Below are 12102 nucleotides of genomic sequence, written 5' to 3' on the forward strand. Positions count from 1 at the left end.
AGCAGGGCTAACTGGACAGGCTGTATACATGCCAGATTTCACGCTGCCTCGCCAACAACGAAGCGGCGTGAAAAGGGGCGTGTAGAGAGGACACTCCCATGGATGTTGTAAGAAAACGCCACTGGTGGCAAAGCTCGCAGGTTGCATGGGCTGCCATCGCCGTAATTGGGCTGCTGGTGGCTTACCTTGTCGTCATGATGTATGCCCAGGGGGAATACCTTTTTGCCATCACCACGCTCGTGCTGAGTTCGGCGGGCCTCTACATTTTTGCCAATCGTAAAGCGTACGCCTGGCGCTATGTCTATCCGGGACTTGCGGGGATGGGGCTGTTCGTCCTCTTCCCGCTGATTTGTACCATCGCCATCGCCTTTACCAACTACAGCAGCACTAACCAGCTCACCCAGGAGCGCGCACAGCAGGTGCTGCTCGACCGCTCATATCAGGCGGGCAAAGCCTATAACTTCGGGCTCTATCCGGACGGGGATAAGTGGCAGTTAGCGCTGACGGATGGCGAGAGCGGCAAACACTATCTCTCCGACGCTTTTAAACCCGGCGGCGAACAGCAGTTGAAGGTTAAAGAGGTCGATGCGCTGCCTGCGGGCGAGCGCGCCAATCTGCGTGTGATTACGCAAAACCGCCAGGGGCTGAACCAGCTCACCGCGGTACTGCCGGATGAGAGCAAAGTGGCGATGAGCTCGCTGCGCCAGTTCTCCGGCACCCGCCCGCTCTATCAGGTTGAGCAGGACGGCACGCTGCTCAATAACCAGAGCGGCGTCAAGTATCGCCCGAACAACCAGACCGGCTTCTACCAGGCGCTTAACGCTGACGGCAGCTGGGGCAGTGAGAAACTGAGCCCCGGTTATACCGTCACTATCGGCTGGGATAACTTCACCCGCGTCTTTACCGATGAAGGTATTCAGAAACCGTTTATCGAGATTTTTATCTGGACGGTGATCTTCTCCATCCTCACCGTGGTGCTGACGGTAGCGGTCGGCATGGTGCTGGCCTGCGTCGTGCAGTGGGAGTCGTTAAAGGGTAAAGCTGTCTACCGGCTGTTGCTGATCCTGCCTTACGCCGTGCCGTCGTTTATCTCGATCCTGATCTTTAAAGGGCTGTTCAACCAGAGCTTTGGTGAGATCAACATGATGCTGAGCGCACTGTTCGGCATTAAACCGGCGTGGTTTAGCGATCCGAATACAGCCCGCGCGATGGTAGTGATCGTCAACACCTGGCTCGGCTACCCCTACATGATGATCCTCTGCATGGGGCTGCTGAAAGCGATCCCGGAAGATCTCTATGAAGCCTCGGCAATGGACGGCGCCGGGCCGTTACAGAACTTTTTCCGCATCACCTTCCCGCTGCTGATCAAGCCCCTGACGCCGCTGATGATCGCCAGCTTTGCCTTTAACTTTAACAACTTCGTGCTGATCCAGCTGCTGACCAACGGCGGCCCGGATCGCATCGGCACCACCACGCCGGCGGGCTATACCGACCTGCTGGTGAGCTACACCTACCGCATCGCCTTTGAAGGCGGCGGCGGCCAGGACTTCGGTCTTGCGGCGGCTATCGCCACGCTGATCTTCCTGCTGGTAGGCGCGCTGGCCATCGTCAATCTGAAAGCCACGCGCATGAAATTCGATTAAGGAGGAGGAAAACTATGGCTATGGTGCAGGCGAAATCGCAAAAGCTGCGGCTCTTTTTCACCCATGCGTTACTGCTGCTGTTTATCGCCGCGATTATGTTCCCGCTGCTGATGGTGATCGCCATTTCACTGCGTGAAGGCAACTTCGCCACCGGCAGCCTGATCCCGGAGCGCATCTCCTGGGAGCACTGGCGGCTGGCGCTGGGCTTTAGCGTTGAGCATGCCGATGGGCGCGTCACCCCGCCGCCCTTCCCGGTGCTGTTATGGCTGTGGAACTCGGTGAAGATCGCCGTGATTACCGCTATCGGCATTGTCGCGCTCTCCACCACCTGCGCCTACGCCTTTGCCCGTATGCGTTTTCGCGGTAAAGCGACGCTGCTGAAAGGGATGCTGATTTTCCAGATGTTCCCGGCGGTGCTGTCGCTGGTGGCGCTCTATGCCCTGTTCGATCGTTTAGGCCAGTACATTCCGTTTATTGGGCTGAATACGCACGGTGGAGTGATCTTCGCCTATCTCGGTGGGATCGCACTGCATGTCTGGACGATCAAGGGGTATTTCGAGACGATCGACAGCTCGCTGGAAGAGGCCGCCTCGCTGGATGGCGCGACGCCGTGGCAGGCGTTCCGCCTGGTGCTGCTGCCGCTGTCGGTGCCGATTCTGGCGGTGGTGTTTATTCTGTCGTTTATTGCGGCCATTACCGAAGTGCCGGTCGCCTCGCTGCTGCTGCGCGATGTCGACAGCTACACGCTGGCGGTGGGGATGCAGCAGTATCTCAACCCGCAGAACTACTTATGGGGCGATTTCGCCGCCGCGGCGGTGCTCTCCGCCATCCCGATTACCCTGGTGTTCCTGCTGGCGCAGCGCTGGCTGGTCAATGGCCTGACGGCCGGCGGGGTGAAGGGCTAAATTTCATCGTTGTCATACCCTTGTTGTTATTGCCACTGCACCCTCAATTTCGGCGGCCTGAACAGGCCGCCTTTTTTATTCGCGGCGCAGGCGCTGGGAGTTACAGATCCACAGCGTGATCACTAACAGCAGGATCGCCGCCGAGTAGATCAGCACATCCATCGGCGACTCATGATCGATAATGATCAACCGCACAATCGCCGTAATGCCGATATAGACAAAGTAGCGCAGCGGGAAGTGAAGCCCGGACTGAAAATACTTCACAATCAAGGCAATAAATTCGAAATAGAGAAAGTAAACCACCAGCCCTTCGACAAGCTCATATTTGCTGGTCTGTACCGGCGCGAAGAGCGCAATGGCCAGATGCAGCGTCTCTTTGCCTAAAAAAACAATCAGGATAATACCCAGCGCCAGCAGACCCAGGCTGAGTATGCCCTGCAAAATAGTTGAAACAAACGCCACCCGCGGGTGATTAAGCGACGACATAACAGCACCTCATTATTGTTAGAAGATCCTCTGTATATCGCGTAAATGTGATCTTGATCTACTTTTTTTACTTAGATTATGTGACAGCCCGTGATGAAATGTATCGCTGAGCCAGCGAAGCGGGAGAGTAATAAGCGATGATGACGATACGTAAAGCGAGCGTGGAAGATGCCGCGCTGTTGAGCGAGATGGGCTATGCCAGTTACACCCACCATTTCGCGCACTTATGGCAGGAGAAGAGTGAACTGGAGGCATTTCTGCACCAGGAGTACGCTGTGCCATCCCTGCAACAGAGCCTGCAAAGCGAAGCGGGAAACTGGTTTATCCTCTGCCATCCCAATCCGGTGGGTTTTGCTAAAGTCACGTGGCATTGCGCCAGTGACGATAATGGCCCTGCCGGCACGCTGCTGCATAAGCTCTATCTCTTACCTGGCGAAACGGGAAAAGGCTACGGCGAGCATCTCATTAATGAGATAGCGCGTGAGGCGCAAGGCCGCGGCGAGACCTTTTTCTGGCTGGAGGTGCTGGATGCCAACCCGCACGCGCAGCGTTTCTATCAGCGCCAGGGGTTCGCGTTTATTAAGAGCGCCCTCTTCACCACACCTTCGCAACAAAGCACGCTGCATATTTTCGGCAAAGCGCTTTAAGGAGCCATCATGCACACCGCCTCTCTTCGCCACGCCGCCGTTCGCAACGTGACCTGCGGTGAAAATGTGGTGATTTATGAGCCTGCCAATCTGTATGACTGCACGCTGGCGGATGAAGTTTTTGTCGGCCCGTTTGTAGAAATCCAGGGCAATACGCAGATAGGCAAAGCCACGAAGATCCAGTCCCACACCTTTATTTGCGAGTACGTCACCATTGGCGAAGGCTGCTTTATCGGCCACGGCGTGATGTTCGCCAACGATCTGTTTCGCGACGGCAAACCCGATCCAAATCGCGAAAACTGGGGGCGGATCACGATTGGCGATGGCGTATCTATTGGCAGCGGTGCGACGATTCTGGCGGTCTCGATTTGCGATGGCTGTGTGATTGGCGCGGGTAGCGTGGTGACAAAGACGATTACGGTGAAAGGGGTTTATGCGGGCAACCCAGCGCGACTGCTGCGCCGGTTGTGAAACAACGCCCTTCTCAGCACGAGAAGGGCGTTTGCTTACTGGAAGTTAACCGACTTATCGCTGGTCAGGCTGTAGAGATCGAACTTACGGCCCAGTTTCTGGCCGCCGTCACGCGTCAGCGGTGTCCAGCCGATGGCGGCACGGCTGCGGGTCGGGCTGGCGCTGAACAGATCCAGCGGTACGGAGACATACACCCCTTTGGTGAAATCCCCTTCGCCGTACTGCGCGGCGGAAACGTTGGTTTTCGTCGCATACGCCCCGACCACGATGCCGCTGTCGAAGTGTTTCGACACTTCCAGCGTCACCCCTTTATCGCCCGCCAGATACTGCCCGGCGCTCGCTTTCACCAGCACATTATCGGCAAACCACGGCGTCCAGTAGGCGGTGAAGTGCCCGGTTTTCACGCTGTAATCGGTGAACTTCATCATGTCTTGGGCGCTGCGCCAGTCACGCTGCTTCACGTAGTTCGCGTCAATGCCGAAGGCCAGCGGCCCGTCGACCGGACGCCACAACACCTCTGCACCCGCGCCGCCGTACATGGTCTCCATATAACCGCCATAGACCTGGCCATAGAAGTTATTGCCGAGATACTGGAAGTAGTTAGCCTGCAGGTTGTTCACATAGACATCGTTCTGCACATATTCACGCACGCGGGTACGCACACGCGGCAGCGCGGAGTCCTTCGGCGGGTTGGTGTAGTTAAACTTGTCATAGTTATTGGAGATGTTGCCGAACAGGCTGCCGGTGGTCAGCAGATGGTCGGTGACCCACCAGTCGGCGGTCGCCATCACCCCCAACTGATACATGTAGAAGCCTTCCGGCCCGCCGAGCGACTGGTTAAGCACCGGATCGAGATGGAAGTCGAAGGCCGTGCGGTCGATATACCAGCCCTGCTCGGTTTTATCCGGCACGATTGGCGTGACGCGTTTTTGCACCAGCTCCGTATCCTGCCCCAGCGGTTCGCCCTCAAGGTGGCGTTTCAGGCTGGCGACATCCGTTTCGGTGGTCACGGCTGGCATACGCAGGCGGTTTTCCGTCACCCGGATGATGCGAATACCGTCCGGCAAATCATTCATGATGATACGGTTTGCGCGCTCAACCCCTTCCTGGTTATGACGATATTTCACCTGCTCGCCGGTGACATAGAGCGTATCGCCCTTGACCTGAATTTGCGGGTCCGCGAGACCGGCGTTGTACTTCAGCAACGTCAGCTGATTCGCCACCACCGAGTGTTGCAGGATCGCATCCTGCGGCTGCGGTTGATACTTCGGCCGTGGATTATCGCTATAGGAAGGACGCAAATTATTGAAGTTATTGCGCAGGGTGAAGCCGAACATCCAGGTGTTGCCGCGCTCGTAGCTCAGGTTGATGTCTGCCCAGTCCGACACGCGATAGATCGCGCCGACGTTCACTTTGCTGCGCTGCGGCAGTTTGCCGGCAAAATCCTGCTGGTAGTTGTTGCCGTCATACTCCAGCTTCAGGCGCAGCGGGTTCCACGGCGTCTGGTACTCTACGCCGCCGAACAGCGCGCTCGGGCCGCGGAACATCTGGCTGGTATCCGTTGAACCGGCCTGTTTATAGCGGTTGTCACGCACGCAATAGGCTGACTTGTAGCTACAGAGCGGGTTTTTAATATTTCCATTGGTGCCGAGATAGCCCCAGCCGATACCGAGGGAGAAATCAAACGGTCCCCAGGCTTTGTTCGCCACCAGATATTCGCCATCGAACAGCCCCGTCCCGCCGATATCGCGCGCACCGACGGAGACCTGCGGCAGCCAGTAGCCCTCTTCCCAGAGGCGTAATTTCAGATCGAACGCTTTATCTTTATAGGTCTGGTTGCCGGAGAACGCTTCGACCGAGCTATATTTGCGCGTGCGCACGTCGGTGTAACGCAGTGTGGTTTCCAGCCACGGGAAGAGCTGCACCGAGCCAGAGTAGTAACGGTACTGGTCATTGTCGCGGTAGTTGAGGCTCAGTTCGCCCTCGGGTGCCATACGCGCGGTGGGCGTTTGCAGCAGGCCGACGCCGCCGAAATCTGACTGCGAAGGCCCGATCGGTTCCGGCCAGGTCTCTGCGTGACAAGCGGCGCTCACACCAAGCGCCAATATGCTAATAACAAACGATTTTTTCATTATTATTCCGGTATCCGATGCGTCAGGGACTGGAGAATGTCGGCATTGAGCTTGTCATTCTCATCGCTCCACAAACCCGGTGCGAAACCGACGAAAATCACGCTGCCGGGCATCGGCTCGACGTGACGACGGTTCCAGTAAGCCACCGGTACCTTTTGCGTTTTACCGTTGGGATAGACCACCCATGCGTAGCTGCGATCCGCGCCGCTCAACAGATCCATCTCGTCGAGGTAGCTCACCACATCGCGCTCTGGCGTAAAGGGTTTCTTGCCCGGGCGGCTCACCAGCCCGACTACGGTAATGGTGGTCGGCTGCGGTCCCACCCACAGGGTGTAGTCGCCTTCCAGCGGCCGGTTAGCGCGGCGGTGCGTGCGTAAAAAGTCGGGATCGAGTTCAACAAGTTGCCTGCCGGTGACCTTGATTCCCTGCAACTGCTGACGCAAGCCGTTAATGGTGGCGGCGCTGTCACCGCCCTCTTCTGACGCGAGCGTGGTGAGCCGGGCCAGCAGCGCCTGATGGCGTGCCTGCTCGGTAATGGTCGCCTTGCGCTCGCTGACCACCGCACCCGGCCACCAGCTGTTTGCCAGCCGCGGCTGACCCACCAGATCGACCAGATGTTCGGCATTGGTTAAGGTTTTCGGTTTGCTGTCGCCTGCGGTATAGACATCAACGTTGCCAGCCGCCAGCGCCAGCGGTGAGACGAGGCTTGAAAGCATCAAAAGGAGCGCGCGTGTTTTCATTGTTTGCCCGCCTTAATCAGCGTGGTTTTCACCGGGAACCAGTCCGCGCCAAGATACTGTTCAGACTGGCGGATCACCCCGTCCTCATCCACCCAGTAGCGGTTGCGCCAGCTTTTTTGATCCGTTGTGACCTCTTCGTCCAGCACGCGAACGCGGGTTTCGTCGCTGCCCAGCTGCACGGTGTCGGTGCCATTCCAGTGGAACACCGAGCGGGCAGTGGCGTAGCGCACCTGTTTGTATTCGGTCCAGCCCATCATGCGCGTCCAGCTGGTGCCATCGATAATTTGGTTAGGTTTCGCCAGCGGATCTGCCGCCAGGTTGGTGACATCAAGCAGGTTATCGGTGCCAAGGTGGGTTTTTACGATGCGATAGTTTTGCGTCACGATGACGGCCTGATCTTGCGTCACCCATTTTTGCTGCCCGTTTTCGGCAAATGCCAACACCACAAACAGCTGAGGGCCGTTATTCAGCCGCATATATTGGCTGGCGTAGGGCATATTACGGATATCTTCATCGGTAAGCTGCACGCCCGGCGTGCCAAATACGCTATTCCAGAGTGAATTCCCGAGGCCTTTGATCGGGCCAGAACATGCCTGAAGGAGCAGGCAAATCAAAATGATACCAGGTCGCTTCACGACTCTTCTCCGAAAGGGACGAAATAACCACACCGAAGTGTGGTTATAGTTAATGCACTCGCTATTACTGAGTACTTGTCGTGGTGGTGGTTGTGGTCCCCGTATTGGAACCATCACCGCCACCGGTTGCCGCCAGAGCGACACCTACCGCTGACCCTACGGTGCTCGCACTCGTTGCCGCAGAGCTGCCTGCAGAAACAGAGGTCGCTGCCGAGCCTGCTGCGTCACCGGTTTGCACCGGTGCAGCGAAAGCAGACGTCGCCGCAAGCGCGGTTATGGCAAAAATGCCATAAAGAGCTTTTTTCATATCAATTTCCCTTCATTGAATGAATGGAGATTTGCCTGAAAAAATTCAGGCGATAGGGAGTATACACAACTAAAGCAGATGAATTACGCCTCAGGAAATAGCGGGGAACCTTTTCGGAACATTAGCCGGAGCGTATATTTAGCAAGCAGTTAAATTTATAAATACTTTAAAAAACAAAGATATAAATAATCACATATTATTCACACAATAAGGCTAGTCCTAAAATAGATAGTAAGCGTTACGCTATGCGCGCTGATTTTCGGATAAACCTGATGAACCAAATTACGCATGGCAAAGGCAGCTATTCGGCGTGGATTAGCCTTAATGGAAATAACATTATTGGAATTACTTATATATTGATTCGCGCAGGCGGCGGATATTTAAGGCGCGGCGAGAATAATTGTGCAGGCAAAAAAAAGCGCCGCCGAAGCGACGCTTTCTCTGTTAACCGCGCCAGGATTTGTAGCGGTTAATCAGCCCGTTTGTTGAACTGTCGTGGCTGGAGATCGATTGATCGTCGCCCAGCTCTGGCAGGATACGGTTTGCCAGCTGTTTGCCTAACTCAACGCCCCACTGGTCAAAGGTGAAGATGTTGAGGATGGCGCCCTGGGTGAAGATTTTGTGCTCATAGAGCGCAATCAGCGCGCCGAGGCTAAACGGCGTGATTTCACGCAGCAGGATGGAGTTGGTCGGGCGGTTGCCTTCAAACACTTTGAACGGCACCACGTGGTCCAGCGTCGCCGGATCTTTACCCTGATCGCGATACTCCTGCTCAACCACGTCGCGGGATTTGCCGAATGCCAGCGCTTCGGTCTGGGCGAAGAAGTTGGAGAGCAGTTTCTGGTGGTGATCGGAAAGGGCGTTATGGGTAATGGCCGGAGCGATGAAATCGCACGGCACCATTTTGGTTCCCTGGTGAATCAACTGGTAAAACGCATGCTGACCGTTGGTACCCGGCTCACCCCAGATGATTGGGCCAGTCTGGTAATCCACGGCGTTGCCATTGCGGTCAACATATTTACCGTTGGATTCCATGTTGCCCTGCTGGAAGTAGGCGGCAAAGCGGTGCATGTACTGGTCATACGGCAGGATCGCTTCGGTCTCAGCGCCGAAGAAGTTGTTGTACCAGATACCGATCAGCGCCAGCAGCACCGGCAGGTTCTTATCCAGCTCGGTAGAGGCGAAGTGCTTGTCCATGGCGTGCGCGCCGGAAAGCAGCTCAACAAAGTTGTCGAAGCCCACTGAGAGGATGATTGACAGGCCAATCGCCGACCACAGGGAGTAACGGCCACCCACCCAGTCCCAGAACTCAAACATGTTAGCGGTATCAATCCCGAACTCACCCACCGCTTTCGCGTTGGTAGAGAGCGCGGCAAAGTGCTTCGCCACATGCTTTTCGTCACCGGCGGTTTTCAGGAACCAGTCGCGCGCGCTATGGGCGTTGGTCATGGTTTCCTGGGTGGTGAAGGTTTTCGATGCCACGAGGAACAGCGTGCTTTCCGGGTTCACTTTCTTCAGCACTTCGGCGATGTGGGTACCATCGACGTTAGAGACAAAGTGCATGTTGAGGTGATTTTTGTACGGGCGCAGCGCTTCGGTGACCATAAACGGGCCGAGATCTGAGCCGCCAATGCCGATGTTAACCACGTCGGTGATCGGCTTGCCGGTGTAGCCTTTCCAGCTACCTGAAATGATCGCTTCTGAGAAGCTCTTCATCTTCTCCAGCACCGCGTTCACTTCCGGCATCACATCTTTGCCATCGACCACAATCGGCGTATTGCTACGGTTACGCAGCGCGACGTGCAGCACGGCGCGATCTTCGGTGCGGTTGATCTTCTCGCCGGAGAACATCGATTGGATGGCACCAGCCAGATCGGTCTCTTTAGCCAGCGCCAGCAGCGCGTCGAGGGTCTCTTGCGTGATGCGGTTTTTGGAGTAATCCACCAGCATCAGATCGTCGAAGGTGGCGGAGAATTTGGTAAAGCGGTCACCGTCTTTTGCGAAGAGATCCGCAAGGGTGACGTCTTTCATTTCAGCGTAGTGTTTCTGTAGTGCCTGCCAGGCAGAAGTCTGCGTTGGATTGATGTTTTTCATAGCAATACTCTTCTGATTTGAGAAGTGAGACTGCCGTCGATTGTAGCGCCTGCGCGGGGAAGGTGTGATGGTTTTTATGTCAAAGGTTCGGTCGATGTGCGCAAAAGCCAGGCAAAAAACAGCGAAAACCAGCACAACATAAGTCATTTTACTAACAGCAAAAGCAGCATGAAAAATCCGCATAATCCCGACGTTGACACTGTGCCCGCCCAGCCTTTATTTATAAATACGCTGTTTTACGAAGTTTTTTGCAGGATAACTGCACGCTTCAGTTTCATCTACCCAGGCCACCGCTGTGGGGCGAAAGGCGAAGGTTCAACCTTGTGCCATGGCTGAAATGATATCCCCTGACACGAGGTAGTTATGTCAAGTTTCGTTGTCGCTAAATTTGGCGGCACCAGCGTTGCCGATTACGATGCCATGAACCGCAGTGCGGACGTGGTGCTCTCCGATAACAGTGTTCGTCTGGTGGTGCTCTCCGCTTCCGCGGGCGTGACCAACTTACTGGTTGCGCTGGCCGAAGGCCTCGAAGCGACCGAGCGTTTCGTCAAGCTCGACGCCATCCGCAAAATTCAGTTCGATATTCTGGAGCGTATGGGCAGCCAGGCGGTGATCCGCGAAGAGATCGAACGCCTGCTGGAAAATATTACTACCCTCGCTGAAGCTGCTTCGCTGGCAACCTCGGCGGCGCTGACGGATGAGCTGGTCAGCCACGGCGAACTGATGTCGACCCTGCTGTTTGTGGAAGTGCTGCGCGAGCGCAGCGTGCAGGCGCAGTGGTTTGATATCCGCAAAGTGATGCGCACCAGCGACCGTTTTGGCCGCGCCGAGCCGGACGTAGCCGCCCTCTCAACGCTTGCCACGCAGCAACTTGCCCCGCGCATCAATGAAGGCCTGGTGATCACCCAGGGCTTTATCGGCAGCGAAGCGAAAGGCCGCACCACCACGCTTGGCCGCGGCGGCAGCGACTACACCGCCGCTCTGCTGGCTGAAGCGCTGAGCGCATCGCGCGTCGATATCTGGACCGATGTGCCGGGCATTTACACTACCGATCCGCGCGTGGTGCCGGCAGCAAAACGCATTGATGAAATCGCCTTTGAAGAGGCGGCAGAGATGGCGACCTTCGGCGCGAAAGTGCTCCATCCGGCGACGCTGTTACCGGCGGTGCGCAGCGATATTCCGGTGTTTGTTGGCTCGAGCAAAGATCCGCAGGCGGGCGGCACGCTGGTGTGCAATAACACCACTAATCCGCCGCTGTTCCGCGCGCTGGCGCTGCGCCGTAAGCAGACGCTGTTAACGCTGCACAGCCTGAATATGCTGCACTCACGCGGCTTCCTCGCCGAAGTGTTCGGCATTCTGGCCCGGCACAATATTTCGGTCGATCTGATTACCACCTCGGAAGTGAGAGTGGCGCTGACGCTGGATACCACCGGTTCCACCTCCACGGGCGATACGCTGCTGACGCAGGGGCTGTTGATGGAGCTTTCGGCGCTCTGTCGGGTGGAAGTGGAAGAGGATCTGGCGCTGGTGGCGCTGATTGGCAACGATTTGTCGAAAGCGTGCGGCGTGGGCAAAGAGGTGTTCGGCGTGCTCGAACCGTTCAACATCCGCATGATCTGTTACGGCGCGTCGAGCCATAACCTCTGTTTCCTCGTCCCCGGAAAAGAGGCCGAACAGGTGGTGCAGAAGTTACATCACAACCTGTTCGAGTGAGGTTCTGGGCTCTGCCTGATGGCGGCTGCGCCTTATCAGGCCTACGGGAATAATGCCGTTTGTAGGCCGGGTAAGCGTAGCGCCACCCGGCAAAAAGCCCTGTCCGAAGCCAAAACCGGGTGCAATATCGTGGTTCTGCCTGATGGCGGCTACGCCTTATCAGGCCTACGGGAATAATGCCGTTTGTAAGCCGGGTAAGCGCAGCGCCACCCGGCAAGCAGACTCCGCAAGCCAAAACCAGCCGCAATATCGTGGTTCTGCCTGATGGCGGCTACGCCTTATCAGGCCTACGTAAACCATGCATATTTCAATCGCATGGCCGTTTGTAG

The 12102-nt window shown here is 56.4% G+C and carries 11 protein-coding genes; 5 read left to right on the plus strand and 6 right to left on the minus strand.

Translation table 11 applies throughout. The features are described 5' to 3' along the window. Positions 1-98: 98 nt before the first annotated feature. Both malF and malG read left to right on the plus strand, forming a co-directional pair. A complete protein-coding gene (malF, locus tag EH164_RS20830) occupies positions 99-1643 on the plus strand; it encodes a maltose ABC transporter permease MalF (protein WP_023478334.1) in 1545 nt (514 codons plus the stop codon). Positions 1644-1657: 14 nt separating this feature from the next. Continuing rightward, positions 1658-2548 carry a maltose ABC transporter permease MalG gene (malG, locus tag EH164_RS20835; protein WP_023478487.1) on the plus strand — a complete coding sequence of 297 codons (891 nt, stop codon included), beginning with the start codon at positions 1658-1660 and terminating at the stop codon, positions 2546-2548. Between the two features lie 75 nt (positions 2549-2623). On the opposite strand, the gene psiE is transcribed toward malG, so the two are convergent. Next, positions 2624-3034 carry a phosphate-starvation-inducible protein PsiE gene (psiE, locus tag EH164_RS20840; RefSeq protein ID WP_124970674.1) on the minus strand — a complete coding sequence of 137 codons (411 nt, stop codon included), beginning with the start codon at positions 3032-3034 and terminating at the stop codon, positions 2624-2626. 137 nt (positions 3035-3171) lie between these two features. On the opposite strand from psiE, the gene EH164_RS20845 reads away from it, so the two are divergent. Both EH164_RS20845 and EH164_RS20850 read left to right on the plus strand, forming a co-directional pair. After that, positions 3172-3681, plus strand: a complete 510-nt coding sequence (locus EH164_RS20845; protein ID WP_124970677.1) for a GNAT family N-acetyltransferase — start codon at positions 3172-3174, stop codon at positions 3679-3681. Positions 3682-3690: 9 nt separating this feature from the next. Further along, the gene (locus EH164_RS20850; RefSeq protein ID WP_124970680.1) at positions 3691-4152 is read left to right on the plus strand and encodes an acyltransferase; all 462 of its coding nucleotides are present in this window, start codon (positions 3691-3693) and stop codon (positions 4150-4152) included. Between the two features lie 35 nt (positions 4153-4187). Here the strand turns inward: EH164_RS20850 and EH164_RS20855 are convergent, their stop codons facing one another. The 5 genes from EH164_RS20855 to pgi form a co-directional block, all read right to left on the minus strand. Continuing rightward, positions 4188-6284: a YjbH domain-containing protein gene (locus EH164_RS20855; RefSeq protein ID WP_124970683.1), complete on the minus strand. Its 2097-nt coding sequence runs from the start codon at positions 6282-6284 to the stop codon at positions 4188-4190. Between the two features lie 2 nt (positions 6285-6286). Next, positions 6287-7024, minus strand: coding sequence for a capsule biosynthesis GfcC D2 domain-containing protein (locus tag EH164_RS20860; protein WP_124970686.1), 738 nt, complete (start codon positions 7022-7024; stop codon positions 6287-6289). Next, a complete protein-coding gene (locus EH164_RS20865; RefSeq protein ID WP_023478525.1) occupies positions 7021-7659 on the minus strand; it encodes a YjbF family lipoprotein in 639 nt (212 codons plus the stop codon). The genes EH164_RS20860 and EH164_RS20865 overlap by 4 nt, the downstream gene beginning before the upstream one ends. A gap of 64 nt (positions 7660-7723) precedes the next feature. Next, the gene (gene yjbE, locus EH164_RS20870) at positions 7724-7966 is read right to left on the minus strand and encodes an exopolysaccharide production protein YjbE (RefSeq protein WP_071789442.1); all 243 of its coding nucleotides are present in this window, start codon (positions 7964-7966) and stop codon (positions 7724-7726) included. 444 nt (positions 7967-8410) lie between these two features. After that, positions 8411-10060, minus strand: coding sequence for a glucose-6-phosphate isomerase (gene pgi / locus EH164_RS20875; protein ID WP_124970688.1), 1650 nt, complete (start codon positions 10058-10060; stop codon positions 8411-8413). A 363-nt stretch (positions 10061-10423) separates the two neighbouring features. Here pgi and lysC point away from each other — a divergent pair, with 363 nt between their 5' ends. Further along, positions 10424-11773 carry a lysine-sensitive aspartokinase 3 gene (gene lysC / locus EH164_RS20885; RefSeq protein WP_124970694.1) on the plus strand — a complete coding sequence of 450 codons (1350 nt, stop codon included), beginning with the start codon at positions 10424-10426 and terminating at the stop codon, positions 11771-11773. Positions 11774-12102: the final 329 nt, after the last annotated feature.

The organism is Kosakonia sp. CCTCC M2018092 (assembly GCF_003864115.1).
Taxonomy (GTDB): Bacteria; Pseudomonadota; Gammaproteobacteria; order Enterobacterales; family Enterobacteriaceae; genus Kosakonia; species Kosakonia cowanii.

What these genes read in the sequence shown, in the direction of transcription:
- EH164_RS20850 (WP_124970680.1), top strand. Translation starts at nt 3,691, where the DNA reads ATGCACACCGCCTCTCTTCGCCACGCCGCCGTTCGCAACGTGACCTGC.
- lysC (WP_124970694.1), top strand. Translation starts at nt 10,424, where the DNA reads ATGTCAAGTTTCGTTGTCGCTAAATTTGGCGGCACCAGCGTTGCCGAT.
- pgi (WP_124970688.1), bottom strand. Translation starts at nt 10,060, where the DNA reads ATGAAAAACATCAATCCAACGCAGACTTCTGCCTGGCAGGCACTACAG.
- malG (WP_023478487.1), top strand. Translation starts at nt 1,658, where the DNA reads ATGGCTATGGTGCAGGCGAAATCGCAAAAGCTGCGGCTCTTTTTCACC.
- EH164_RS20845 (WP_124970677.1), top strand. Translation starts at nt 3,172, where the DNA reads ATGATGACGATACGTAAAGCGAGCGTGGAAGATGCCGCGCTGTTGAGC.
- EH164_RS20860 (WP_124970686.1), bottom strand. Translation starts at nt 7,024, where the DNA reads ATGAAAACACGCGCGCTCCTTTTGATGCTTTCAAGCCTCGTCTCACCG.
- yjbE (WP_071789442.1), bottom strand. Translation starts at nt 7,966, where the DNA reads ATGAAAAAAGCTCTTTATGGCATTTTTGCCATAACCGCGCTTGCGGCG.
- psiE (WP_124970674.1), bottom strand. Translation starts at nt 3,034, where the DNA reads ATGTCGTCGCTTAATCACCCGCGGGTGGCGTTTGTTTCAACTATTTTG.
- EH164_RS20855 (WP_124970683.1), bottom strand. Translation starts at nt 6,284, where the DNA reads ATGAAAAAATCGTTTGTTATTAGCATATTGGCGCTTGGTGTGAGCGCC.
- malF (WP_023478334.1), top strand. Translation starts at nt 99, where the DNA reads ATGGATGTTGTAAGAAAACGCCACTGGTGGCAAAGCTCGCAGGTTGCA.